Origin of the sequence: Lachnospira hominis (ex Hitch et al. 2025), from assembly GCF_040096395.1 — a bacterium.
Lineage (GTDB): Bacteria > Bacillota > Clostridia > Lachnospirales > Lachnospiraceae > Lachnospira > Lachnospira hominis.
Genome location: NZ_JBBMES010000014.1, coordinates 25,966 through 51,245, shown reverse-complemented (window position 1 = coordinate 51,245; position 25,280 = coordinate 25,966). Strand labels below are relative to the sequence as shown.

General features: G+C 36.7%; 25 protein-coding genes. 2 read left to right on the top strand and 23 right to left on the bottom strand.

Annotation, left to right across the window (positions count from 1 at the left end; genetic code table 11):
• Positions 1-8: 8 nt before the first annotated feature.
• The 6 genes from WMO38_RS11465 to rsxC are packed head-to-tail and all read right to left on the bottom strand — an operon-like array spanning position 9 to position 5,014.
• Positions 9-800, bottom strand: coding sequence for an RnfABCDGE type electron transport complex subunit B (locus WMO38_RS11465; RefSeq protein ID WP_021865342.1), 792 nt, complete (start codon positions 798-800; stop codon positions 9-11).
• Between the two features lie 13 nt (positions 801-813).
• The gene (rsxA, locus tag WMO38_RS11460; protein WP_021865343.1) at positions 814-1,386 is read right to left on the bottom strand and encodes an electron transport complex subunit RsxA; all 573 of its coding nucleotides are present in this window, start codon (positions 1,384-1,386) and stop codon (positions 814-816) included.
• A 17-nt stretch (positions 1,387-1,403) separates the two neighbouring features.
• Positions 1,404-2,072, bottom strand: coding sequence for an electron transport complex subunit RsxE (gene rsxE / locus WMO38_RS11455; RefSeq protein ID WP_021865344.1), 669 nt, complete (start codon positions 2,070-2,072; stop codon positions 1,404-1,406).
• Entirely contained in the window at positions 2,065-2,727 is a 663-nt protein-coding gene (locus WMO38_RS11450; RefSeq protein ID WP_021865345.1) for an RnfABCDGE type electron transport complex subunit G, read from the bottom strand. Before WMO38_RS11450 ends, rsxE begins: the two co-directional genes overlap by 8 nt.
• Positions 2,728-3,684, bottom strand: coding sequence for an RnfABCDGE type electron transport complex subunit D (locus WMO38_RS11445; RefSeq protein ID WP_021865346.1), 957 nt, complete (start codon positions 3,682-3,684; stop codon positions 2,728-2,730). It abuts the gene before it with no gap.
• Positions 3,685-3,697: 13 nt separating this feature from the next.
• On the bottom strand, positions 3,698-5,014 hold the full coding sequence (gene rsxC / locus WMO38_RS11440; protein WP_021865347.1) for an electron transport complex subunit RsxC: 1,317 nt from the start codon (positions 5,012-5,014) through the stop codon (positions 3,698-3,700).
• 208 nt (positions 5,015-5,222) lie between these two features.
• On the opposite strand from rsxC, the gene WMO38_RS11435 reads away from it, so the two are divergent.
• A complete protein-coding gene (locus WMO38_RS11435) occupies positions 5,223-6,359 on the top strand; it encodes a ribonuclease H-like domain-containing protein (RefSeq protein ID WP_349162791.1) in 1,137 nt (378 codons plus the stop codon).
• 26 nt (positions 6,360-6,385) lie between these two features.
• On the opposite strand, the gene WMO38_RS11430 is transcribed toward WMO38_RS11435, so the two are convergent.
• Positions 6,386-7,174: a CheR family methyltransferase gene (locus WMO38_RS11430; protein WP_349162790.1), complete on the bottom strand. Its 789-nt coding sequence runs from the start codon at positions 7,172-7,174 to the stop codon at positions 6,386-6,388.
• A gap of 182 nt (positions 7,175-7,356) precedes the next feature.
• Between WMO38_RS11430 and WMO38_RS11425 the strand changes: the two genes are divergently transcribed.
• A complete protein-coding gene (locus tag WMO38_RS11425; protein ID WP_349162788.1) occupies positions 7,357-8,109 on the top strand; it encodes a YlmH/Sll1252 family protein in 753 nt (250 codons plus the stop codon).
• Positions 8,110-8,189: 80 nt separating this feature from the next.
• On the opposite strand, the gene rpsA is transcribed toward WMO38_RS11425, so the two are convergent.
• The 16 genes from rpsA to WMO38_RS11345 form a co-directional block, all read right to left on the bottom strand.
• Positions 8,190-9,278 carry a 30S ribosomal protein S1 gene (gene rpsA / locus WMO38_RS11420; RefSeq protein WP_021865351.1) on the bottom strand — a complete coding sequence of 363 codons (1,089 nt, stop codon included), beginning with the start codon at positions 9,276-9,278 and terminating at the stop codon, positions 8,190-8,192.
• The gene (gene ispH / locus WMO38_RS11415; RefSeq protein WP_021865352.1) at positions 9,238-10,101 is read right to left on the bottom strand and encodes a 4-hydroxy-3-methylbut-2-enyl diphosphate reductase; all 864 of its coding nucleotides are present in this window, start codon (positions 10,099-10,101) and stop codon (positions 9,238-9,240) included. Before ispH ends, rpsA begins: the two co-directional genes overlap by 41 nt.
• Positions 10,102-10,114: 13 nt before the next feature.
• The gene (gene cmk / locus WMO38_RS11410) at positions 10,115-10,780 is read right to left on the bottom strand and encodes a (d)CMP kinase (RefSeq protein ID WP_349162787.1); all 666 of its coding nucleotides are present in this window, start codon (positions 10,778-10,780) and stop codon (positions 10,115-10,117) included.
• Between the two features lie 15 nt (positions 10,781-10,795).
• Positions 10,796-12,073, bottom strand: a complete 1,278-nt coding sequence (locus WMO38_RS11405; RefSeq protein ID WP_349162785.1) for a BaiN/RdsA family NAD(P)/FAD-dependent oxidoreductase — start codon at positions 12,071-12,073, stop codon at positions 10,796-10,798.
• A gap of 15 nt (positions 12,074-12,088) precedes the next feature.
• Entirely contained in the window at positions 12,089-13,987 is a 1,899-nt protein-coding gene (locus WMO38_RS11400) for an EAL domain-containing protein (RefSeq protein ID WP_349162783.1), read from the bottom strand.
• A 9-nt stretch (positions 13,988-13,996) separates the two neighbouring features.
• Positions 13,997-14,350, bottom strand: coding sequence for a hypothetical protein (locus WMO38_RS11395; protein ID WP_349162781.1), 354 nt, complete (start codon positions 14,348-14,350; stop codon positions 13,997-13,999).
• The gene (floA, locus tag WMO38_RS11390; protein WP_021865356.1) at positions 14,337-15,353 is read right to left on the bottom strand and encodes a flotillin-like protein FloA; all 1,017 of its coding nucleotides are present in this window, start codon (positions 15,351-15,353) and stop codon (positions 14,337-14,339) included. Before floA ends, WMO38_RS11395 begins: the two co-directional genes overlap by 14 nt.
• Before the next feature lie 45 nt (positions 15,354-15,398).
• Entirely contained in the window at positions 15,399-16,013 is a 615-nt protein-coding gene (locus WMO38_RS11385) for a hypothetical protein (RefSeq protein ID WP_349162780.1), read from the bottom strand.
• 68 nt (positions 16,014-16,081) lie between these two features.
• Positions 16,082-17,521 carry a TrkH family potassium uptake protein gene (locus tag WMO38_RS11380; RefSeq protein ID WP_349162779.1) on the bottom strand — a complete coding sequence of 480 codons (1,440 nt, stop codon included), beginning with the start codon at positions 17,519-17,521 and terminating at the stop codon, positions 16,082-16,084.
• Positions 17,522-17,525: 4 nt separating this feature from the next.
• Complete coding sequence (trkA, locus tag WMO38_RS11375; protein ID WP_349162777.1) at positions 17,526-18,908, bottom strand: Trk system potassium transporter TrkA; 1,383 nt, start codon at positions 18,906-18,908, stop codon at positions 17,526-17,528.
• Between the two features lie 178 nt (positions 18,909-19,086).
• Entirely contained in the window at positions 19,087-20,520 is a 1,434-nt protein-coding gene (locus tag WMO38_RS11370) for an oxaloacetate decarboxylase subunit alpha (protein WP_021865360.1), read from the bottom strand.
• Positions 20,521-20,584: 64 nt separating this feature from the next.
• Positions 20,585-21,736 carry a sodium ion-translocating decarboxylase subunit beta gene (locus tag WMO38_RS11365; RefSeq protein ID WP_021865361.1) on the bottom strand — a complete coding sequence of 384 codons (1,152 nt, stop codon included), beginning with the start codon at positions 21,734-21,736 and terminating at the stop codon, positions 20,585-20,587.
• A gap of 36 nt (positions 21,737-21,772) precedes the next feature.
• A complete protein-coding gene (locus WMO38_RS11360) occupies positions 21,773-22,138 on the bottom strand; it encodes a biotin/lipoyl-containing protein (RefSeq protein WP_021865362.1) in 366 nt (121 codons plus the stop codon).
• Positions 22,139-22,170: 32 nt separating this feature from the next.
• Positions 22,171-22,980, bottom strand: coding sequence for an OadG family protein (locus tag WMO38_RS11355; RefSeq protein ID WP_186836111.1), 810 nt, complete (start codon positions 22,978-22,980; stop codon positions 22,171-22,173).
• A gap of 17 nt (positions 22,981-22,997) precedes the next feature.
• Complete coding sequence (locus tag WMO38_RS11350; RefSeq protein ID WP_349162776.1) at positions 22,998-24,446, bottom strand: acyl-CoA carboxylase subunit beta; 1,449 nt, start codon at positions 24,444-24,446, stop codon at positions 22,998-23,000.
• 78 nt (positions 24,447-24,524) lie between these two features.
• Positions 24,525-25,196, bottom strand: a complete 672-nt coding sequence (locus tag WMO38_RS11345) for a thiamine diphosphokinase (protein ID WP_349162775.1) — start codon at positions 25,194-25,196, stop codon at positions 24,525-24,527.
• Positions 25,197-25,280 lie beyond the last annotated feature (84 nt).

The following is a 25,280-nucleotide window of genomic DNA, read 5'->3' as shown; positions in this document are numbered from 1 at the left end:
CTTTAATATTAATGAGCATGTATAATCTTCTTTGGACACTTCTCAGCACACTTGCCACAACCTGTACACTTGTCATAATCAATATGTGCAATGTTATTTTCAACTGTTATAGCACCGAATTCACACTGCTTTGTACACATCATACAACCGATACATCCTGTCTGACATACTGACATTACATCTTTACCTTTATCTTTTGATGCACATTTAACAACCTGTTTTGCATCATAAGGAATAAGTTCGATTAAGTGTCTTGGACATGTAGCAACACACTTGCCGCATGCCTTACATTTTTCTTTATCAACTACTGCGATACCATTTACAATGTGAATTGCATCAAAAGGACAGGCTTTTACACATGAGCCGTACCCCATACATCCATATGTACAAGCTTTTGAACCACCATTAGGAACAAATGGCATAACTGTACAATCCTGCACACCTGTGTAGTGATAATTTTCTTTTGCTTTTTCACAGTCGCCCGCACATTTCACAAACGCTGTCATTCTCTTTGAATCGCCGACTTCTGAACCCATGATTGCTGCAATCTTCTTTGCAACAGGTTCACCACCGACAGGACATGCTCCAACTTCAGCTTCTCCTGCAGCGATAGCTTTTGCAAGTGCATCACAACCCGCATATCCACATCCGCCACAGTTATTGCCCGGAAGTTCTGCTCTGACATCAATTTCTTTCTGGTCTACTTCAACTGCAAACTTTTTACCCATGAATCCGAGGAAAAGACCAAGAATTAAGCCTACAATGCTGACAACAGCAGCTGCTATAATAATACCTGTCATCTTTATTTCCTCCTTATAAAATTCCTGAGAATCCAAAGAATGCTATCGACATAAGGCCTGCTGTAAGCAGAACAATAGGCATACCCTGGAAACTTTCAGGAACATCGTTATATTCATTTCTCTCACGGATACCGGCCATGATGATAATGGCAATTGTAAATCCGACAGCTGTACCGAAACCACTGATAACTGATTCGATTAAGTTATATGAATTCTGTACATTTGTGAGTGCTATACCAAGCACGGCACAGTTTGTTGTGATAAGAGGAAGGTAAACACCAAGTGCTTCATAAAGAGCAGGTGAACATTTCTTTAATACCATCTCAACAAACTGAACAAGTGCAGCAATTACAAGGATGAATACAATTGTATTCAGATATGTTAAGTCAAGCGGTGTAAGAATATAATCATAAATCAGACTACAAAGTGCTGATGAAATTGTTATAACACCGATAACTGCACCACCCATTCCGGCGGCTGTGTTAATTTTCTTAGATACACCGAGGAAAGGACACAGACCAAGGAACTGGCTTAAAACGACATTATTTACAAGTGCCGCACTAATTGCGATTATAAGTAAATTCATTTAATTTCCCTCCTGGTTTATTCTTCTTTTGTTGTATCATCGCCAACATAGTCAGGAACCTCAGCAGGTTTCATTCCATGTTTTCTCTTGATACGGTTCATAACAGCGATACACATTGCAAGTACAAAGAATGCACCAGGTGCAAGAATAAAAATACTTGCAGGTGTAAATCCGTAATTAGTAAAGTCAACAAGTGCTGAACTTCCTGTTGAGAGGATTGTTCCTGCACCGATAAGCTCTCTTATTGCACCAAGAATTGTAATTGCACAAGTAAATCCGAGACCCATGCCCAGTCCATCAAATGCAGACGGTATAGCCGGATTCTTTGAAGCATATGCTTCTGCACGTCCAAGAATAATACAGTTTACAACAATAAGAGGAATATAAATTCCGAGTGAATCGTAAAGTGATGGCAGATAACCCTGCATAAGGAACTGTACCACTGTAACAAATGAAGCAACAATAACAATAAACGCAGGCATACGGACACCATCCGGAATCACCTTACGAAGCAATGAAATCAACAGGTTTGACATAACAAGAACTACTGTTGAAGAAAGTCCCATACCGATACCATTGATTGCTGATGTAGTAACGGCAAGTGTCGGACACATACCAAGTGTCAGAACAAATGTAGGATTTTCCTTGATTAAACCGTTATAAATTCTCTCAACACATTTATTCAATTGAAGCACCTCCTACCGTCTTAACATTTTCTGACTTTAATTCTTTAAATACAGCAAGTGCTGTATTGATACCTTTCGTAACAGCCTTAGATGTAACTGTAGAACCGCCGATTGCATCAATCTTATCCTCTGATGAACTTCCTGTTCCATCTTTAACAACTGTAAACTTATCTACTGATGCACCGTTAAACTGTGCAAGGAATGCAGGGTCAGTCTTTGCCCTCATACCAAGTCCGGCTGTCTCACTGATTGAAAGAATTGATGTTCCCATATACTTTCCATCTGATGAAATACCTGTTGAAAACTTGATATCTCCGCCGTAACCGTCTCCTGCAACTACTGTTATAACAAATCCGACGATTTTTCCATTTTTAACACCGGCTACTACATCTGTAACCTCATCTTTTGAAAAATCTTCTTCTGTATCCTTTAATCCTGACACAAGTGCTGCAAGATTAGCTTCTGAATATTTTTCAGAATCAATTGCTTCAAAACTGTCAGCATCTGAGAGAACCTCCCTGTAAGCAGTCTGTTTTGCTTTTTCATTCTGCTCTGCTATAGGTCCTTTTGTAATATTGTAAACTGCACCAAGCACGATACCGGCAACAAGTGTTATAGCAAACAAAATACATGCGTCTTTAATAATCTTATTCATTTATTTTGCCTCCTTTACCGGTTTCTTCTTGCCAAATGACTTCGGTACTGTAACCTTTTCAATCAATGGCACTAAGAGGTTAGAGAAGATAATTGCATAAGAAACACCTTCTGCTGAACCACCAAACATTCTGAATATGAATGTAAGCAATCCGAGGATTACACCAAATACTATCTTGCCGTTTGGTGTGATAGGTGATGTTACATAATCAGTTGCCATGAAAAATGCACCGAGCATAAGACCACCGCCACAAAGTTCTTTAAGCATATATTCTGCATCGAACTGATGTCCAGGTGCAAAAAGGAAAATAAGAACTGCAAATGTTAAAATATATGATGCAGGAATTCTTAATGAGATAACTTTTCTCACAAGAAGATAAATTGCACCGATAAGCAGACAGACAACTGATGTCTCACCAATAACACCGGCATGCTTTCCGATAAACATTGTAAGAAGACTTGTTGCCGTTCCAGGCTCCGCACCCGGCTTTAATACTGCAAGAGGTGTAGCACCTGAAAATGTATCTGTGACAAAATTTGTCATCGGACCTGTAAATGCAATAAGAAGGAAACATCTTGCTGCAAGTGCAGGGTTCATGAAATTCTGTCCAAGACCACCAAATAACTGTTTTACAATAATAATAGCAAATACACATCCAACGATTTCATAACCGACATTAAGTGTTGATGGAATGTTAAGTGCAATTAAAAGGCCTGTTACAGCCGCACTTAAATCTGAAACCGTAATTTTTTTATGCATAAAATACTCATATAAAGCTTCGCTGGCCACACATGCCGCAATACCAACAATAATGCGGATAAGTGCACCAAGCCCGAAATTATAAATACCAAATATACTAGCAGGTGTCAGTGCTATGAGAACATCTCTCATAATTGTCTGTGTTGTATCCTTGCTTCGTACATGAGGATTCGCTGATACGTTAAATACTTCGCTCACTTTTATCCTCCTCCTACTTCTTTCTTCTGTTAGCCATAATAGTTCTTCTCATGGCTTTAATCTGCTGCGTAAGCGGTCTCTTAGCCGGACAGACATAAGAACAGCTTCCGCACTCAACACATTCCATACCGTCAAACTTGGTGAATCCAGTCTCATCATTTCTTGATGCAAAACCTGCAAGCTTTGCCGGAAGAAGATGGCTTGGGCATCCTTCACCGCATCTGCCACATCTGATACATGCAGATGATGAAATATGTGATACAATATCCTTTTGCATAACAAGAAGTGAAGAACTTCCCTTTACAACAGGAACATCAAGACTATACATGGCAAATCCCATCATAGGGCCACCAGAAATAAACTTCTCAGGCTCACCGTTAAGACCACCGGCAGCATCAACAAGCTGTCTGTAATTCATACCAAGCCATACATAAAAGTTGCCAGGATTCTTAACACCATCACCTGTTACAGTAACAATTCTCTTAGTAAGAGGCTTACCTTCAATTACGGCCATATAAATTGAATAAATTGTATCAACATTATGTACAATACAACCTGCATCAGCCGGAAGCATTGATGAATTAATGCTTCTTCCTGTTGTTGCATAGATAAGACATCTCTCACCGCCCTGAGGATACTTTGTCTTTAAGACCTTTACTTCAATATTCGGCTCATTAGCTGTCTTTTCCTGCATAATCTTAATAGCATCAGGCTTATTATCTTCAATACCGATAATACCTTTTGCATGATCAAATAAGGCAAGAGCGACTTTAAGACCCATTACTACTTTATCTGACTCTTCAATAAGTCTTCTGTAATCAGATGTAAGATAAGGTTCACATTCCGCACCATTTACAATGATGTAATCAATCTCGTCCGGGTTCTTTGGTGTGAGTTTGACATTGGTAGGGAAACCTGCACCGCCCATTCCGACAACGCCTGCCGCCTTAATTCTCTCTCTTATCTCGTCCCTTGAAAGCTCTGCAAGTGTCTTTGGCACATACTCAACTTCCTTATACTCGCCATCATTCTCAATCACAATGGAATTGCACTTACCACCTGTTGCAAGAGTTCTTGGCTCAATAGCCTTAACTGTTCCTGATACAGATGAATGAATGTTAGCAGAGACAAAACCTCCTGCCTCAGCAATAAGCTGGCCGGCAAGCACATAATCGCCTTTTGCTACAACCGGAACTGCCGGTGCACCAATATGCTGTGAAAGGGGATATACCATATCACCTTCAGGGAATAATTCTTTTATCGGCTTATCTTTTGATAACTCTTTGCCGTCAAAAGGATGTACTCCGCCTTTAAATGTACATTTACCCATGACATACTACTCCTTATAAATTTTTTATCTAAACAATATTTTATCTCAATAAACAACAAAAATCTACTTTTTTTTGTGTATACATTAGTGTATAATAGACAAAAACTGATATTATTTTAACATTTATATAAAATTTGTATGACAATTTTTTCACAAGTGACTAATTTGCACCTGTATACAAATAATTTATCTTATCCGGAGTCTGACTATGCAAATAATAACAAACACATTAGACACATATACTTATCACGAACTGGCAGATATTTTACATTCGTATAACAATACTGCCGCCGTATCTGACTTTTTATTTTTTGATATAGAAACGACAGGATTTTCTGCCAGAAATTCCATGTGTTACCTCATAGGCTGTGTAAGCCTAAATAATGAAAATTTTATTATAAAACAATTCTTTGCAGACAATCCTTCTGATTGTGATGACGAAAAAAAGATGCTCACTGAATTCATGCATTTTGCTTCCGGCTTTAAATATATAGTACACTTTAACGGTGATGTATTTGATATTCCCTATCTGAAAGAACGTATGTATATTAACGGATTGCCAGAACATCAATTTCCGGAAAGCATCGACCTTTTCAAAAAATCAAAATCTTTACGCCTGTTGTTTAAATTAGAAAATTACAAACAAAAAACAATTGAACATTTTCTTGGCATAAACCGCAGCGATAAATCTGACGGCGGTGAACTTATCAATGTATATAAGCAGTATCTGACCGGAAAAACACTTGGAAAAAATGTTACTTCTGAATATAATATGCTTCTTTTACACAACCACGATGACGTTTGCAATCTGCCTTTTATATGCCATGTTCTTTCATATAATCAGATATGGAATGAAGAGACTTACAAATCAACTTCATTTTCAATAACAGATGGATATGCTTTTAATAATAATCCCGTAAAAGAAATAACTTTCAGTATTACACTTCCATGCTGTGTGCCTAAAGACGTATCTTATGGAAATGATTTATTTTACATAAAATTAAGCAAAAATCTGCTGAAACTGCGTACCAAAATACACGAATGCGAATTAAAATATTTTTACACCGATTATAAAAACTACTACTATCTGCCGGATGAAGACTATGCAATCCATAAAAGCATTTCTTCTTTCGTTGATAAAAGCCGCCGAATACCGGCAAAGGCATCAACATGTTATTCAAAAAAGAAAGGCTCATTTATAGCACAGCCCTCAGATATTATTGCTCCGTCATTCAAATATGATTACAAAGATAACATAAGTTATTTTGAAGCATCTGACAGCTTTTTTAACTCTCCACAAAAAATAGATAATTATGTATACAAAACAATAACGTCACTGTTATGAACCACATAACAATGACGTTGTTAAACTTAAATCTCTTTACTCTTTCTATAAAAGAAAAGTTTGTCATATTCATATCCCAAATCACGATAATTAATAATCTGTTCTGTATTACCAACAAAAAGGCATCCATCAACTTTAAGAGCTTTATTAAATTTCTTATAAATCTCCTGCTTTGCATCTTCTGTAAAATAAATCATCACATTACGGCATACAATAAGATTACATCCTGATGGATATGGGTCTTTTAAAAGATTAGCTTTTTTGAATTCAACACATTTTTTAATTTCATCACTTATTTTGAAATATTTTTCACCCATTTTTTCAAAATATTTATTCTTATATTCATCAGGAAGACCTTTCAGGCTTGACGCAGCATATACACCGTCTCTTGCTTTTTCAAGAACCTGATCATCAATATCTGTAGCTATAATATGTATCTTGTTCAAAGGCATCTTTTTTGCAAGAACCATTGCAAGAGAATATGGTTCATCACCTGTAGAACACGCTGCACTCCAAATTTTCAAATTAGAGCCAAACTTCTTAATCAAATCAGGCAGTATTACATCTTCCAATGTCTTCCATAATGCCGGATTACGATAAAACTCAGATACATTAATCGTAAGATAATTGACAAACTGATCCATCAATTCTTTGTTTGTCTTTATTGCTTTACTATAGCTGTCATATCCATCATACTTATTTCTTTCAATAAGAGAGTCTATTCTTCTTTTCATCTGTCTCTCTTTATATGCATTCAGGTCAATACCTGTATTTTGCAGTACAAATTTCTTAAAATCCTCATAATCCTTAATCATAAATCCTCATTTCTGTGATTTAATCACATGCCATACTTATTGTTCGTTTATATTTTAACATATCCCACCGTAAAAATCTCTATATTTAATTATTTTTCTGTTATTTTTTCATACTTTCTGTTAAACTTTTACCTGTATATTATAATTAATATTTATGAAGTTATTTTCAGATTGGAGAAAATATGGATGAAGAAACTCTTTTAAGGCGTAAAATTCTTGACACAGCCAACAAATCGTATAATCAGAATATATATACTTATACAGGATTCTTAGGATTAAGCGAACTTGCAATATATAATTCAATGAAAAAAGAACTTCAATTTGCTTATCCTTCTACTTTTGGTGGAAGTGAATCAAGTGAAAGGCAGATTATACGATTCGGAAGTCCTGAAATTTTTGGATACGATGACAGTTTTCCAATTTCAATACTTAAGATTTCACCGCTCACACCAAAATTTGCCCAGGAACTTGAACACCGTGATTATCTTGGTGCAATTATGAATCTTGGCATTGAAAGAAGCCTCATTGGTGATATTCTGATAAAAGAAAAAGATGCTTATGTATATTGCATGAATCATATAGCTGAATTTATAACTGATAATCTCACAACAGTAAAACATAACCATGTACGTGCCTCTGTCTGTGATGAAATTCCCGACATTATACGCCCTGTACTCACTGAGTTTGAAGTGATTGCGGCATCAGCCAGAATTGATGCAGTTGTTGCAAGCATTACTAAATTATCAAGAAGTTCTGCACTTGAATTTTTTTCAGCTAAAAAGGTGTTTCTTAACGGAATGAATATTGAAAATAACAGTGCACAATTAAAACCAGGTGATATTCTCGTTATAAGAGGTTTTGGGAAATTTATTTTTGACGGCTGTGGCGATGAAACAAGAAAAGGACGCGTTTATGTCCATATGAGACGCTATTGAAACACTACTAAAACATCACATCTACATAAAAGGCAGGACATAATGTCCTGCCTTAATTTTATGAATATTAAGCTTATTAATTATTCAGCATCATCTGTTGAATATTCTGTTGGTTCTTCATCTGCCTGAAGAGCCTTCATGCTAAGGCTTATCTTCTTCTCAGCTTCATTGATATCAACAACCTTAGCTTCAATTTCCTGACCAATTGCAAGAACATCTGAAGGCTTGTTGATATGTTCTCTTGAAATCTGTGATACATGAAGTAATGCATCAACACCATCCTCAAGCTGTACAAACGCACCAAAATCTGTCATTCTTGCTACAGTTCCTTTTACAACTGTGCCAACAGCATACTTTGTAGCTGCATCATTCCATGGATTCTGGTCTGGATACTTAACACTAAGTGCAATCTTATTACCATTAATCTCTTTGATAAAGCACTTAACTGAATCTCCAACTTTGTAAATCTTCTTAGGGTTAGCTGTTCTTCCCCATGACATCTCAGAGATGTGAAGAAGACCATCAACTCCGCCTAAATCAATGAATGCACCAAAATCTGTTACATTCTTAACTGTTCCTTCGATTGTATCACCTTCGTGAATCTTTTCAAGAAGTTCCTTCTGAGCCTTTTCCTTAGCTTCTACGATTAACTTCTTGCAGTCACCGATAATTCTTCTCTTCTTAGGATTATATTCTGTGATAACAAATGATACTTCCTTATCTTTATATACAGATAAATCTTTAACAAATGTATCTGAAACAAGACTTGCCGGTATAAATACTCTTGCCTCATCAACAACTACACCAAGGCCACCGTTCATAACCTGGCTTACTGTTGCTGTGATTACTGTCTGGTTTTCAAATGCTTCTTCAAGCTTCTTGCTTCCCTGTTCAGCTACAAGACCTTTTCTTGAAAGGATAACCTGACCTTCGCCATCGTTAACCTTGCGAACTTTTGCCTGCATCTCGTCGCCTACTTTAACAACATCTCTTAAATCTACGTTTGGGTCTGATGAATATTCATTACGTGTAATAATACCATCAGCCTTGTATCCAATGTTAAGAATAATCTGATCTTCCTTAACATCAATAACAGTGCCGTCAACGATCTCTCCTGTATGTATTTGCTTAATTGATTCCTCTAACATCTCTGCAAAACTTTCTGACATTAGTGCAAACCTCCTCGATAATATTGTTTGGGGTCGATGCCCCTGCTGTAATACCTATGCACTCTGCTCTGCCCAAACTTTCTAAGTCAAGGTCGTTTATCGTCTGAATGTAAAATGTATCGTAACATTCTTTCTTACAGATTTCATACAGTTTTCGCGTATTGGAACTGCTGCTCCCGCCGATTACTATCATAGCATCGACCCGCTTTGCAATTTCTCTTGCCTCTGTCTGTCGTTCCTCAGTTGCATTACAAATTGTATTACGAATGATTATATTGTAACCCTTTTTAGATATAATTTCAACTAATTCTTGAAATTTATTGTAATTAAATGTCGTTTGTGATACAATGCACACCCGCCTCTGGGAATCAAGTACCAGATTTTGTGCTTTTTCTGATGTATCAATCACATATGTATCAGAAAGTGACCATCCCATAATTCCCTCAACTTCCGGATGATTCTCATTTCCTATTATAACAATCTGGCTTCCATTAGCACTTTCTTCCTTTACAATCTTATGTATTTTAAGGACAAACGGACATGTTGCATCAACAATATTTACATTTTTTTCATGTAATGAATCATACACATCTTTGGAAACACCATGTGAACGGATTATAACTGTTGAATCATCATTTATCTCGTCAGCCGAATTAATAACATGCACACCTTTATTTTCAAGATCTTTTACAACTTCTTCATTGTGTATTATCGGTCCATATGTAAATACATTTTTTCCACCACACTGATTGTATACAGTATCAACTGCTCTCTGTACGCCAAAACAAAATCCAGCTGATTTTGCAACTATTACTTCTTTCATATCGCCTCACCTGTTATTTACGCTCATTTATAATATTTTCAATGCACTCTACCACCTGCTCAATATTCATATCTGATGTATCTACTAAAACCGCATCATCAGCCTGTTTCAAAGGCGATATTTCCCTGTGCATATCCTGATAATCACGCTGTTCAATATCTTTTTTTATGATATCATAATCACATTTTTCACCCTTCTGTGCAAGCTCATCATATCTTCTTTTTGCTCTCGCATCTACACTTGCAGTAAGGTAAATTTTGCAAAACGCATCCGGAAGCACAGTTGTTCCAATATCTCTTCCATCCATTATAACATCTGTCTTTTTTGCAAGTTCTCTTTGCAATTCAACAAGCTTTCTTCTCACAGCAGCATATTTTGATGTTTTTGAAGCCATGCTTCCAATCTCTTCTGTTCTTAACATGCCAGTAACATTGTCACCGTTTAAAATCACCTGCTGCACTCCGTCCATATACTCAATTGTTATATTAACACCTGTGACAGCTACATTTATCTCTCTTTCATCATCAGGATTAACATTATTCTGTACAAAATAAACTGCCATTGCACGATACATTGCACCCGTATCAACATATATATATCCCATTTTCTTTGCAAGAAGCTTTGCAATTGTACTTTTTCCGGCTCCTGCCGGTCCGTCTATAGCTACTGAATAACTCATATTTTCCTCCATAAATCAATTATTTCCCGCGGCATACCCAGTTGACCATGCAACCTGAAGATTAAATCCTCCTGTAACTGCATCCACATCCAGCACTTCACCTGCAAAAAACACATTACTAACTATCTTTGACTCCATTGTTGACGGATTAATCTCTTTTACATTAACACCACCCTGTGTAATTATTGCCTCGTTAAATCCTCTGAGTCCTGTTAGTGTCATTCTGAAATCTTTCAATGTGTCAACAAGTTTTTTCCGCTCCTCTTTTGTTATCTCATTAACCTTTTTGTCTTCTGGAATTCTCGTAAGCATTATCACAACCGGAATTATTTTTTTCGGAAGCAGCTTATCAAGTGAATTTTTAAATGATTTATTTTTATTTTCTTCAAAATCACGTAAAACTCTCTCGTCAAGCTGTTCATAGGTCAGTGCCGGTTTTAAATCAATAGAAAGTGTAAGATTTTTCTGTTTTATAATTCCGGCAGTGTAACTGCTGGCTGAAAGAATTGTCGGTCCACTCACACCGAAATGAGTAAAAAGCATCTCACCAAAATCTGAATACACTTCTTTTTCTCCATCAAGAATCCGTACATTCACATTTTTAAGACTCAGTCCTTGAAGTTCCCGTTCCCACTCTTCTTTTACATTAAACGGTACAAGAGCCGGAAGTATAGGCGTTACAGTATGTCCAAGTGATTTTGCAAATTTATATCCGTCACCAGTTGAACCTGTGCTCTGATATGAATTGCCTCCTGTTGCTATTATCAGCTCATCACCTGTGATAACTTCTTTTTTCCCGATTTCATTTTCAACTGTAAGGCTTTCAAATTTTATTTTTCTTTTATCATTATTGTTATCATCATTTTCCTGCGATACAAAACTTGTATTTATATTTACAGCTTTTGTATTAAGTCTGATTTCAACACCTCTATTTTTCATCTCACGATTAAGTGCTGATATCACATCAGATGAATGGTCTGACGTTGGAAAAACTCTGTTTCCTCTTTCGACTTTAAAATCCAGCCCAAGTTCTCCAAAGAAACCCATCGCATCATAATTAGAAAATTTATTAAGTGAACTGTACATGAATTTTTTATTTGTCACAATGCTGTTCATAAGGTCATCTGAATCACCTGCATTAGTAAAATTGCATCTGCCTTTTCCGGTTATAAAAATCTTTTTTCCCAGTTTCTCGTTTTTTTCAACAAGAACAACTTTATTATTATTTCCGGCCGCTGTAATTGCTGCCATCATCCCGGCAGCACCTCCGCCTATAACTATAATTTTTTTCATTTTATTACTCCGAATTTATTTGTTATTTTCGTTTATAAACAAAAGAAACTGTCGTGCAGTAACTGGTTTTGAAAAATAATATCCCTGAACAAAATTTATGCCAAGCTTTGCTATATTTTCAAAATGTTCTTTTGTCTCTATTCCCTCTGCCACGATCTCAAGATTCATTCCCTGTATCATGTGCATTGCAGCATCCATTACGTATTTTGCCCTGCCATTTTCAAAATAAGCATCAAGCATACCTTTGTCAAACTTAACAATATTGACAGGCATGTCAACTATGTAATTCAGGTTGGAATGTCCGGTGCCGAAATCATCAAGTGAAAACTTCACTCCATATTCCATCAATCTGTTCATATTGTCAAGCAGATTTGTCTTATCTTCCATCAATGCTGATTCTGTTATCTCAAGATTGATATTACACGGATTAATATTATATTTTTTCATAACATTTATATAATCATCGCTAAGTTTTTTATATGCACACTGAACCATAGAAAGATTAACTTCTATATATTCCATCCCCATTTTTTCTAATGGATTGTCCTTTATGAACTGGCATACTTTTTCAAAAACTATCAGTCCAAGACGTATAATAAGTCCGCTTTTTTCAGCTGTCTCTATAAACATCCCCGGCAGCATAAGACTTCCGTCACGCTGCCTTATTCTCACAAGAGCTTCTGCACATGTAAATCTTTTTTCTTTAACAGAGTAAATCGGCTGAAAAAACACTTCAACTCCATCCTGGTCCATTGCTTCTACAATCTGTCTTACTACATTACGCTGATTATACATATTTTCAATTATATCATTTGTAATTGAAATAAAATGCTGGTCAGAACGTCCCATATAATCAGATTTTATATGTGCAATAAAATGAAGTATATCTTCCGCCCTTTTTATGCCTGATACATCTCTTAAATATACTATAAACGGATGAAAAATTATATTTTTTCCGGGACCCCATCCTTCTTTGAATCTTTTATCAATAATTTTACCACATTCTGCAGCATCAGATTTATTTTTATATACCATTATAAGCTCATCTTCATAATTTCTGAATACCATTATTTTATCTATATCTGAAAGAAATCTGATAATCTCCGATTTTGCAGTATCTATGTATTCAAAGCTCACATTTCTGTTATACCATCTTTCAAATGAAGCAGAAACTATTGAAATATCTTTATTGCTGCTTAATGCATTATTTACATATATAAGGAATGCTTTCTGATTGTATAAACCTGTCGCTCTGTCAATATTTAATTCGGGATTCTCAAATTTTATATATATTACCATAACACCAAGTGCACTTGCAAATCCAACTATAAGTATATGGTTTCTCATAACTGCCTGTATAACTGCCGCAATGCACCAGAATACAATCCATATAAGAACAGATTCAAATCTTGCTGAACTTATAGAAGTTCTCATGTCAAAAGCAGTATAAATTGTATTGATAAGTATTGCAAAGACAGTTACATAAGTCATTATCACGCTATATCCTGAAGACCATACCGCACCTGTATCTGCATTAATATTAAAATCAATCGGAAGAACACTTACAAGCAATACACACATTGTAATAATTGCATATCTGATGAATACGCCTTTTTTTCCGTCAACAGCAACATAATTCACATCAGATAATACATATATACGGCTCACAAATGCAAGAATAATCAAAGATACAAGATAAGTTTTTGAAACAACCAACACCAAAAGCCCCGGACAGCTTTCTTTATAATAGATTGCTGCCACGGAGCTGATATCAAGCACAAGGCTTATTAATGTTATTATTAATATTTCTAAAAAAATTCTCTCACTTCTTATTCCAAGTTTTTTCTGTCTCGAAAAAATTATCGCAAGAAAAAGCACAATAATTATGGAACATACCTGTATAGAAATATGCATGTAATATACCTACCTCTTTTTACGTCTTTTACATACAGGCTGTGACAATATTTCGTGTATAATCATTGCACTTCTCAGATTATCATGACTTCTTAAAGATGGTATATATTCATTGTTTACAATCATTTTTATTCCGTGTGATTTTTTCTGTCCAATATCACAGTAACTATTCTCAATGTCAAGATTATGCTCATGTACCATCTGCTGCTTCTTAATGGTCTGTTCTGCATGTCTTGCCTGCTCACATCCATCTTTAATGTCATTATCCGTCTGACTGCTTCCATTACATGAAGGATTAACTATCTGTTTGTATTCCGAAGAAACACGTTTTGCCAGATTATTAACCTTCTTACTGCTGCTCATTATAACCGCCTTCAGTAATAGTCTGTGTACTGTCATCACCTGCTATACTATCTCTCATTTTAGTATCTGCTTTGAGATTTTGCAAGTCATAATAATCCATTATTCCCATTTTTCCTTCGCGAAGTGCATAAGCAAGTGCCTTTGGTACTTCTGCTTCTGCTTCAACAACATAAGCTCTCATTTCCTGCTCTTTTGCTACAGCCATAGCTCTTCTCTCTTCTGCCTTTGCCTGGGCGATATTCTTATCAGCCTCTGCCTGAAGACTCTGAAGATGTGCACCGATATTACGTCCAATATCAATATCTGCAATATCAATTGAAAGAATTTCAAATGCTGTTCCGGCATCAAGACCTTTTGCAAGAATAAGCTTTGAAATATCATCAGGATTTTCAAGAACGCTCTTATGTGAAACAGCAGAACCAACTGTAGTTACAATACCCTCGCCGATTCGTGCAATAATTGTTGATTCACCAGCACCACCGACAAGTCTTTCAAGATTTGTACGAACTGTAACTCTCGCTTTTACAAGAAGTTCGATACCATCTTTTGCAACTGCTGAAATATTCGGTGTTTCAATCACTTTAGGATTTACACTCATCTGAACAGCCTCTAAGACATTACGACCTGCAAGATCAATTGCTGCTGCTTTTTCAAATGACAAATCAATTCCTGCTCTTTCTGATGCAATAAGTGCATTAACAACTCCATCAACGTTACCACCAGCCAGGTAATGTGCCTCAAGCTGGTTTACACTGAGTTTAAGTCCGGCTTTTGTTGCCTTTACAAGAGGAAGAATAATTCTTGACGGAACTACTCTTCTTAATCGCATACCAACAAGACTGAAAATTCCGACATGAACTCCTGCTGCCATCGCTGAAATCCAAAGTCCGATTGGAACAAAGCTGAAAAACATAATCAAAATAAATAAAACAACTGCTGCAATAACTATTAAACTTATCATAGTCTTATTTCGTACATGTATAAATGTACTTTCCCCTTTCATATTTTTTGCTTTATCAGATTTAAGTGTTATACACCAAAATCCATGTTATTCCTGAATAAACAGTTCCTTAAAATACGGAAGTTCTGTTACCCAGTCACAAAATGTATGCCATTCATCAAGCTTGTGATTCTTTCTTGAATAATACATGGCAACTGCATTTTCATAGCTGAACGTGCATGTTCTCATCTGATTATAACTCTCAGGAAGAAGCTGTATAATGCTGTACCAGAGAGTCTTATCCTTTGTATCATTATACTTAACACGCAGATTCTCAAGGAATTCAATATTTTTTTCCATAAATTCTATTGTTTCCTCATTCATGTGGTCAGTTGAGAAATCACTCATCTCGAATGGCTTACTGTGTATCTTATGCATTGTACTTGTTGAATTTGCCACTGTTCCGACTTTATATGTATCGTATTCTTTCCACCAGTATAAAGGTGCAGTTATATCTACAGTTATAAATATCTGTCTGATAAACTTTCTGTGGTCAGAACCTGCTTTACACAGACGTTTTGCAAGGTCTAAATCGTTAGGTCCAAATACAAATTTACCATCAACAATGCTGCTGTCCATGCGTCCCCAGCTGTTCAGCGGATTTCTTGCTCCGCGTATGGCATTTTCAAAATTCATTACATTGCATCTTTCGAGCTTAATCATATCACTTTATTCTCCTCATTAAATACTTATTTGTTTAAATGTCTTTATTTCCCAATCAAATGACAATTTTAACGGCGGTGCACCGATTTTGAAAACAGCATGAACATCGGGAATATCTCAAGTCGTCCCGTGAGCATGGCAACTGAAAGTATAACCTGTGCCCAGTCGGCATAACATGAGAAATTTGACATTGGACCAACAAGATTAAGTCCCGGTCCTATATTATTAAAACACGATAAAACTGCTGTCAGATTTGTTGTAAAGTCAAGTCCGTTAAGTGATATGACCAGTGTAAACAGACAAATCAAAATAAAATACGATGCCACATAAACTCTCACCGCTATAAGTGTCTCTTTATCCATAGGCTTGCCATTTGCCCTCACTGCTGTAACAGAGCTAGGATTGATAATATGTCTTATTTCATTAAAAAAACTCTTTACCATAACAATAACACGCGATACTTTGATACCACCGCCCGTTGAACCTGAGCATGCACCGATTATCATCAGTAGAACAAGAAGATGCCTTGAAAACTCCGGCCATTTATCAAAGTCAACCGTTGCAAATCCCGTCGTTGTTATAATACTTGACACCTGGAAAAACGCCTGTCTCAAAGACACGGAAACTGCCGACAGGCTATGGCATATATTGATTGCTATTGCAATAACTGAAACTCCTACAATCCCAAAATACCATTGAATCTCTTCAATCTTTAACGCATCTGTAAATCTCTTTATAAGTATAAGATAATATGCATTAAAATTAACCCCAAATAAAAGCATGAAAATCCCGAGTACAATCTCTATATATGCACTGTCATAACCTGCTATGCCTGTAGATGATGTTGCAAATCCACCTGTTCCCGCAGTACCAAATGCTGTTGCAAAAGCATCAAACACATTCATGCCGCCAAATAACAATAAAACAACAAGTATTGCTGTCATAGCAGTATATATTCCATATAAAATTATTGATGTTTTTTTCATTCTAGGAACAAGTTTTCCGGCTACAGGTCCCGGAACCTCCGCTCTTATAAGATGCATTGAATTTTCATTTTCCATAGGCATTATCATAAGTACAAATACAAGAACGCCCATTCCTCCAACCCAGTGCGTAAAACTTCTCCAGAAAAGTACACCATGTGGCAGATATTCAGGATTTGAAAGAACAGATGCACCTGTAGTCGTAAAACCCGAAACTATCTCAAAAAGTGCAGACCAGTAAGACCTGAACTGTCCTGTAAGAAACAACGGAACAGCACCTATTATGCATATAATTATCCATGCAAGTGCAACTATACAGTATCCATCCCGGCTACCCATCTTACGTTCCGGTGCTTTTACACATGAAAGGATAAATCCTGCTATTGCCGCAAATGCAATTGTACCAATAAAATACATAGCGTCACCATCGCCATATATCAGTGAAACTATCAGAGACGGTACCATAAGCATCGCCTCTGTCATAAGAATTTTACCAAGAATTTTAAGAACTCTTCTTCTATTCATCGCCCTATACTCCTGCAAAAATGTCCTGTAATCTCAAAATACTCTTATTTACAGTACATACTAAAACTGAATCACCCTTTTCAATTACATCATCACCTCGAGGCACAATAAGCCTTCTGTTTCGTATTATAGAAGCAATAATATAGCCTTTTTTAACTTGTAATTCCTTTATCAGCTTGCCAAGATATGCCTCATCTGATGTGACTTTAAACTCAACAAACTCAAGTTTTCCATCCATAAGCCTGTAAAGTGAGGAAATAGCATCAAAATTTTCTGCCGCAAGAAGAGATCTTGAATAACCGATAATAATATCTGTAACAGCACTCTCTTTGGAAACACTGCATATTTTTGTATTCATCTGAAGTTCTTTTAATGCTGAATGTGAATTCATCTTTGTTACAACCTTATATACATTGCGTTTTTCAGCAAGCATACCCGCAATAAGATTATATTCATCATTATTTGTAAGTGTAACGAAAGCATCTGTATTTTTGATGTCTGCCTCAGACATACTCTCAAAATATTCCATTGCATCACTGCACATAACTGATACTCCCGGTACATTTCCTGCAAGTTCAGCTGCTTTGCTGTGAACTTTCTCAACAACAGTTACATTAACACCATCTTTTTCAAGCATCTTTGACAGATAAAATCCAATTCTGCTCGCTCCGGCAATAAGTACTGAACTAATACGTCTTACTTTTATATTCATTTTCTCAAGCGACTCATTTATCGCCTTAGGAGAACCTGTGATATAAAGCACATCGCCTTCTTTTACAATATCATCACCATTTGGTATAAATATATTCTTATCACGCACTATTGCACATATAAGAATATTCATTTTCATTTTCTGGTTTATCTCAAATAATGTCTTGCCAATTATTGCATTGCCATGTTCTATTTTCATCTCGACAAGTTCACATCTGCCTTTGCCAAAAAGTTCAATCTTTGTGGCCTGTGGAAAATGCAGTAATCTTTCTATCTCCCTTGCAGCTGTAAAATCAGGATTTATTGTCATTGACAGACCAAATTTTTCCATATAGAATTCAGACTGCACGGCATATTCTGCATTTCTTACTCTCGCAATCGTATTCTTGGCACCGAGCGAATGTGCTGTAAGACAGCTTAATATATTAAGTTCATCTGAACCTGTGACAGCAATAAATATATCAGCCTCTGCAGCACCTGCATCCTGCAATATCGTAAGCGATGCACCATTGCCCTGATAGCAGATTACATCCATAGAGTTAGAAATCTTATTTATCAAATCAAGATTAGTATCTATTACTGTTACTTCACAGCCATTATCCGTAAGCTGGGCAGCTATCTCTGAACCTATCTTTCCTCCGCCGACAACACAGATTTTGACATTCTTTTTTTTCATGTCTTTTCATTCCTCCGTCATAAATTAAACATTTAAAGACTATGTATGCTATCTTATCACAGAGAATGTTTATTTACAAGTTCCCATACTATGTAAACTAAACATAAAATGGCAGCACCCATATATTTTACGGATGCTGCCGATAAATCAGCTTTTTATAAACTTAATTATTTATATATTATACAGGATATGCTTTATTTTCTGTGTCAGCTGCCTTAGGGTCTACCTTTGACTGCTGTGCTGCTCTGTATTTAAAGAACTCTGTTGCTACAGCAGGGAACAATGCATATGATAATACATCTTCATCCTGCTGCTTGTATTCCTGTACAACTGGGTCATTCTTGAATTTTTCAAGCTGTGGCTCAATTAAATCTGCCGGACGGCATGTAATAGGTGTTGCATCACCAATAGCTTTCTTCTGAACTTCAGGATTGAAAGGCTTGATTGTCTGACCAAATTCACCCATAAGAACCTTCTTAGATTCTTTTGTAATCATCTTGTAACGCTCGCCCTGTAATACATTAAGAACTGCCTGTGTACCAACAATCTGTGATGATGGTGTAACAAGAGGTGGTTCACCAAAGTCTTTACGCACTCTTGGAATTTCCTCGAGAACTGCCTGATACTTATCTTCTGCACCTGCTTCTTTAAGCTGTGATACAAGGTTAGAAAGCATACCACCAGGAACCTGATAAAGCAATGTCTTGATATTAACACCAAGAACTTTTGTATTCATAAGACCTGTCTTTAATGCTTCTTCTCTCATTGGCTGGAAATATGCAGCAATTTCAGCAAGAAGATTCTGGTCAAGACCTGTATCATAAGGAGTATCCTTAAATGCTTCAACCATAACTTCTGTAGCCGGCTGGCTTGTTCCCATTGAGAATGGAGACATAGCTGTATCAATTATATCAGCACCTGCCTCAACTGCCTTCATATATGTCATTGAAGCCACACCTGATGTGTAATGTGTATGCATCTGAATTGGAAGTGATGAACCATCCTTTAATGCCTGAACAAGCTCTGTTGCTTTCTTAGGAACTAAAAGACCAGCCATATCCTTGATACATATTGAATCTGCACCCATATCTTCGATTCTCTTTGCTGTCTCTTTCCAGTAATCAAGTGTATATGCATCACCCAATGTATAACACAAAGCAATCTGTGCATGTGCATTAGGATTTTCTTTCTTTACAAGCTTAACAGCCTCAACTGATGATTTAAGATTTCTTAAATCGTTAAAGCAATCGAAAATACGGATAATATCAATACCGTTTGCAATAGACTTCTGAACGAAATATTCAACTACATCATCTGCATAGTGATTATATCCAAGAATATTCTGACCTCTGAAAAGCATCTGTAACTTTGTATTTTTGAATCCATCTCTTAACTTACGAAGTCTTTCCCATGGATCCTCTTTAAGGAAACGAAGAGATGCATCAAATGTAGCACCGCCCCAGCACTCTACTGAATGATAACCAACCTTATCCATTTTATCTATGATTGGAAGCATCTGCTCTGTTGTCATTCTTGTGGCAATCAATGACTGATGTGCATCACGCAATACGGTTTCCGTTATTTTTAATGGTTTTTTAACCTGTTCTGCCATCTTTAAATCCTCCAAATTATTTCAAATATTAATTAAATTATAATTCCTTAATTTATGTATTTATTTACATAACACCAAACATAGCCATGAATGCACCGGCAGCTACAGCTGTACCGATAACACCCGCAACGTTAGGTCCCATCGCATGCATGAGAAGGAAGTTAGAAGGATCTGCTTCCTGTCCGACCTTCTGTGAAACTCTGGCTGCCATAGGAACGGCAGAAACACCTGCTGAACCGATAAGCGGATTAACTTTGCCATGTGAAACCTTGCACATAATCTTACCAAATAAAACACCTGCCGCTGTACCGAACGCAAATGCAATAAGTCCGAGTGCAACAATCTTTAAAGTATCAAGATTAAGGAATGCTTCAGCACTTGTTGTAGCACCAACTGATGTACCAAGAATAATAACTACGATATACATAAGTGCATTAGATGCTGTCTCTGTAAGCTGCTTAACAACTCCACTTTCCTTGAAGAGGTTACCAAGCATAAGCATACCAACAAGTGGTGCTGTAGTAGGAAGAATTAATACTACTACGATAGTAACAATAACCGGGAAAAGAATTTTCTCAAGTTTTGAAACCGGTCTTAACTGTTCCATCTTAACCTTTCTTTCTTTCTCAGTTGTAAGAAGCTTCATAATAGGTGGCTGGATAATAGGAACAAGTGACATATATGAATATGCCGCAACCGCAATAGGTCCCATATACTTAGTCTGTCCGAGCTTACCTGCAAGGAAGATTGATGTAGGACCATCGGCACCACCGATAATCGAAATTGCTGCTGCTGCTTTATCAGGGAATCCCATAAAAATAGCCATGATATAAGCGGCAAAAATACCAAACTGTGCAGCTGCACCCAAGAGGAAACTCTTAGGATTTGCAATAAGCGGACCAAAGTCTGTCATTGCACCAACGCCAAGGAAAATAAGCGATGGTAAAATACTCCACTCATCGAGGAGATAGAAATAATGTAACAAACCGCCTACGCCGTTGTTTGAATCTTCAATCGAAAGCATAATGTCCGGATAAAGATTAACAAGAAGCATACCAAAAGAAATTGGTACTAAAAGCAGAGGTTCGTATCCTTTCTTAATAGCCAAATATAAGAAAACCAAAGCAACAGCAACCATGAGATAATTACCCCATGTCAAACCAAAAAATGCTGACTGCTGTACGAGGTTTCCCAATGTTGTTATAATATAACTCATCTTTTAACCTCCAGTTTAAATGATTCCTCTAAATAATTAGTTCATTGAAACTAATACTTTTCCTGTTTCAACTGAATCACCAACTGAACACTCAACTGTAGCTACAGTTCCATCCTGTGGTGCGCAGATTTCATTTTCCATCTTCATAGCTTCAAGAACAAGAAGTACATCACCCTTCTTTACAGAAGCACCTGCTGATGCATTAATCTTTAAAATCTTGCCCTGCATAGGTGCATTAACCTTTACGGCACCCTGAGCACCTGCTGGTGCTGCAGCCTTAGGTGCTGCCTTTGGAGCAGCTTTTGGTGCTGCCTTAGGTGCTGCTGAAGCTGTACCTGCAGCTCCTTCTTCAACTGTAACATCATAAACATTACCATTAACAGTAATTGTGTAATTCTTCATTGTACTTATCCTCCATAAATCGATAAATTATTCTAAAATCTTCTTTTAATTGAACGAACAACCAGACCATCAGAGGATGTTCCCTCAGAAGCTGCAATTGCCGCTGTTATAACTGCCACAAGCTCAAGATCATCTGTCTCATCGCTTTCTTCTTCAGCTGTAACTATCTGTGAAATAGCATTTTCTACACCGCCGGCAGGTTTTTCTTCTTTCTTTGCACCAATATTATTTACATATTTAAGTAATGAAATGATGAAAGAAATAAATATTAATACAATAAATACTGTACCCATACCTATAACTGTATTTAAAACTGCTTTTTCCATCTTCTCACCGGTTGTATATACCGGATTGATGGCTGCACTTGAAAGATTGTAATCATCATCAAATACAATTTCATATGTACAGTTTCTCTTTTCATATTCTGTCTTAACTGTAACAGTTCCAAGAGTACTTGTCTCGTCGCTTATCTTTAACTCAACACTGTCAATAGACTTTAATCTGCCTAAATCGCTGCGGCTCTTAACCCAGCTGTTACAAAATTCAACTGTTGCAACATTCATGCCTTCAGGATTAACAATATATAAATCATGGTTAATCTCATCTATGCTTATTGCATTCTCAGCGTTTGCCTTAACATCATCATCTGACGTTACATCAAAATACTTAATCATATCAACTGACCAGTTTTCAAGTTCAGTAGATACAGCTGCAAGCTTCTGTTCTTTCTTTGATTCCTTTGCAGAATCAGAAGAAATAGTCTCTGTACACGCTGTAAGTCCAAACACACACGCTAAAATGCAAAACAACAGTAAGAATTTCTTAAAATTAATCTTCTTCATATTGTCTCACCTCTATATCAGACCGTTCCATGCTTTTTATCAGGTCTATCCTCTCTCTTTGTATAAAGCATCTCAAACGCTGCAGCAACATATTTTCTTGTATCTTCAGGATTAATAATTGTATCAACATATCCTCTTGCTGCTGCTGATTCAACGCCTGACTGAAGTGCTGCATACTCAGCTGCTTTCTCTGATATAACTGACTGGACATCAGCTGACTTTGCAATATCATCAGCATACATAATCTTAGCTGCCTCATTAGCATCCATCATTCCAATGCTTGCATCAGGCCATGCGTATGTAACATCAGCACCGAGTGCCTTTGAATTCATTGTGACATAAGCACTGCCGTAAGCTTCTCCTGTTATAACATTAACCTTTGGAACATTTGCATTTGCAAAAGCATATGTAAGTTTAGCAACTGCCTTTGCAATACTCTTCTCACTTCTGACATCAGCTGCATATCCCTTAACATTAGTAAGTGAAAGTACAGGAATATCATAAGCATCACAGAAATTAATAAAATCTGCTGCTTTATATGCACCATCAACTGTAAGTACAGCATCGAAATCAGCTGACTTTTCTCCATTTTCATCAAAAAGAGCTGTTCTGTTAGCAACTGCACCGATTGTAGAGCCATCTACCTGAATGAAACCAGTTACCATTTCCTTAGCGAACTCTGCTTTTACCTCAATAAAGAGATTGTCATCTGAAATATCAGAAAGTGCAAGTGCAGGATCTGCAATCTCAGCTGCCATATCAGCACATACTCTGTTCAAATCATCTTCACAGTCAGCAAATGCTTCTGTCTCATTATTAGCTGGTAAAATTGAAACAAGCTGACGGATTCCGTTAGCAATTGTCTCTTCATCACCTGTAAAATCTACAACGCCTGCCTCTGCCTGGAACTTTGCACTTGATGTATCAAGCTTTTCTGCATAATTGCCAGCAAGAGCATTAGGGCTGTTTACGAAAAGATGTCCTGTCTTTTCTTCCATAAATGTGAAATCAGAAAGTCCTGCAAGTACAGCAAGTCCACCACCACAATTACCATAAACGGCTGTTATCTGTGGAATAACTCCTGATGCATCCGACATCTTTCTATAAATCTTACCAAAAGCATCCAGTGCATCTGTAGCTTCCTGAAGTCTGATTCCGGCACAATCAATAAGACCAATTACTGGTGCTCCCATCTTTAATGCCATATCATAAATTCCTTCAATCTTCTTTGCATGCATTTCGCCAACTGTGCCGTTCATAACAGCAGCATCCTGACTGTACACATAAACAAGATTGCCGTTAATAACTCCATATCCGGTTATAACGCCGTCAGATGGAGCTGCATTTTTAGTAATGTTAAAATCTGTTGCTCTGGCTTTAACGCCGGCACCGATTTCAACAAAGCTGTTGTCATCCAGAATTGCATCAATTCTTGCTCTGGCTGACACCGGTGTAGTGTTACTCATCTTAAAAAACCTCCTGTTTGAATAATCAAAATCTATTGTTTATTTTATAACAATCCATCTAAAAAAACAAGTATATATCTAGTCTCTTGTCTCAAAAACTACCAATTTTCCTGTGAAAATTTCCACTTTTGCTATGATTTCTGTTATTTCATTACTCTGACATATGCTCTCACCCTGTCTAAGAGTATATCTGTCTAATGGATATTTCACTCCTGATAAAGAAAGCCCGGCTTCAGGTGTCATTGGTGCAAATGATAAATAATCACCAAACTGCTTATCTTTTCTTATTTCAAAACTTTTATCCGCAAGATATATCTTATTATTTTTATCATAAATAGCACATCTGATGCCCGCCTCAAGTGATTCATCCAAAACAAAAATGTTGGTAAATGCATGGTCATATCTTGTTCCCGTGGCACCAATAATTGCTATTTCATCCTCTGTACTGTCTTTTGACGCGTCCTGCATTTTTTTTATTTTTTCTATTGCCTTTTTCAGTGCAAGATGAGTGTCTGTGTAATCTTTTTCGCACGGATAAGTTATTGTCTTTGTGTTTCCATTATATTTTTCAAAAATTTTTTTATCAACCGAATCATAATCTCCCAGCAAAAGGTCTACTGTAAGTCCTAATTTATCTGCCATAACCAGTCCCGAATCAGCTGCTATGCAATAATCCGGCTCATAATCAGCCACCCATTTCCGCCCCCACATTTCATCTATGCTTCCACCGCTTATTATCAATATTTTCATAAAATACTCCTTTCTTGTCTCATTAAAATATATATCTATTTATTTTTTTTATCAACCCTGACAAAAAATCCACATTGTTCTTTT

Bases quoted from the DNA above. Each gene is read 5' to 3' on its own strand.
- WMO38_RS11385 (WP_349162780.1), bottom strand. From the start codon at position 16,013: ATGATTAAGCTCGAAAGATGCAATGTAATGAATTTTGAAAATGCCATA.
- rpsA (WP_021865351.1), bottom strand. From the start codon at position 9,278: ATGTCAGAAAGTTTTGCAGAGATGTTAGAGGAATCAATTAAGCAAATA.
- WMO38_RS11435 (WP_349162791.1), top strand. From the start codon at position 5,223: ATGCAAATAATAACAAACACATTAGACACATATACTTATCACGAACTG.
- rsxA (WP_021865343.1), bottom strand. From the start codon at position 1,386: ATGAATTTACTTATAATCGCAATTAGTGCGGCACTTGTAAATAATGTC.
- WMO38_RS11380 (WP_349162779.1), bottom strand. From the start codon at position 17,521: ATGAATAGAAGAAGAGTTCTTAAAATTCTTGGTAAAATTCTTATGACA.
- WMO38_RS11450 (WP_021865345.1), bottom strand. From the start codon at position 2,727: ATGAATAAGATTATTAAAGACGCATGTATTTTGTTTGCTATAACACTT.
- WMO38_RS11355 (WP_186836111.1), bottom strand. From the start codon at position 22,980: ATGAAGAAGATTAATTTTAAGAAATTCTTACTGTTGTTTTGCATTTTA.
- WMO38_RS11345 (WP_349162775.1), bottom strand. From the start codon at position 25,196: ATGAAAATATTGATAATAAGCGGTGGAAGCATAGATGAAATGTGGGGG.
- ispH (WP_021865352.1), bottom strand. From the start codon at position 10,101: ATGAAAGAAGTAATAGTTGCAAAATCAGCTGGATTTTGTTTTGGCGTA.
- WMO38_RS11465 (WP_021865342.1), bottom strand. From the start codon at position 800: ATGACAGGTATTATTATAGCAGCTGCTGTTGTCAGCATTGTAGGCTTA.
- WMO38_RS11360 (WP_021865362.1), bottom strand. From the start codon at position 22,138: ATGAAGAATTACACAATTACTGTTAATGGTAATGTTTATGATGTTACA.
- WMO38_RS11370 (WP_021865360.1), bottom strand. From the start codon at position 20,520: ATGGCAGAACAGGTTAAAAAACCATTAAAAATAACGGAAACCGTATTG.
- WMO38_RS11430 (WP_349162790.1), bottom strand. From the start codon at position 7,174: ATGATTAAGGATTATGAGGATTTTAAGAAATTTGTACTGCAAAATACA.
- WMO38_RS11365 (WP_021865361.1), bottom strand. From the start codon at position 21,736: ATGAGTTATATTATAACAACATTGGGAAACCTCGTACAGCAGTCAGCA.
- floA (WP_021865356.1), bottom strand. From the start codon at position 15,353: ATGAAAGGGGAAAGTACATTTATACATGTACGAAATAAGACTATGATA.
- trkA (WP_349162777.1), bottom strand. From the start codon at position 18,908: ATGAAAAAAAAGAATGTCAAAATCTGTGTTGTCGGCGGAGGAAAGATA.
- WMO38_RS11405 (WP_349162785.1), bottom strand. From the start codon at position 12,073: ATGAAAAAAATTATAGTTATAGGCGGAGGTGCTGCCGGGATGATGGCA.
- WMO38_RS11400 (WP_349162783.1), bottom strand. From the start codon at position 13,987: ATGCATATTTCTATACAGGTATGTTCCATAATTATTGTGCTTTTTCTT.
- WMO38_RS11395 (WP_349162781.1), bottom strand. From the start codon at position 14,350: ATGAGCAGCAGTAAGAAGGTTAATAATCTGGCAAAACGTGTTTCTTCG.
- rsxC (WP_021865347.1), bottom strand. From the start codon at position 5,014: ATGGGTAAATGTACATTTAAAGGCGGAGTACATCCTTTTGACGGCAAA.
- cmk (WP_349162787.1), bottom strand. From the start codon at position 10,780: ATGAGTTATTCAGTAGCTATAGACGGACCGGCAGGAGCCGGAAAAAGT.
- WMO38_RS11425 (WP_349162788.1), top strand. From the start codon at position 7,357: ATGGATGAAGAAACTCTTTTAAGGCGTAAAATTCTTGACACAGCCAAC.
- WMO38_RS11350 (WP_349162776.1), bottom strand. From the start codon at position 24,446: ATGAGTAACACTACACCGGTGTCAGCCAGAGCAAGAATTGATGCAATT.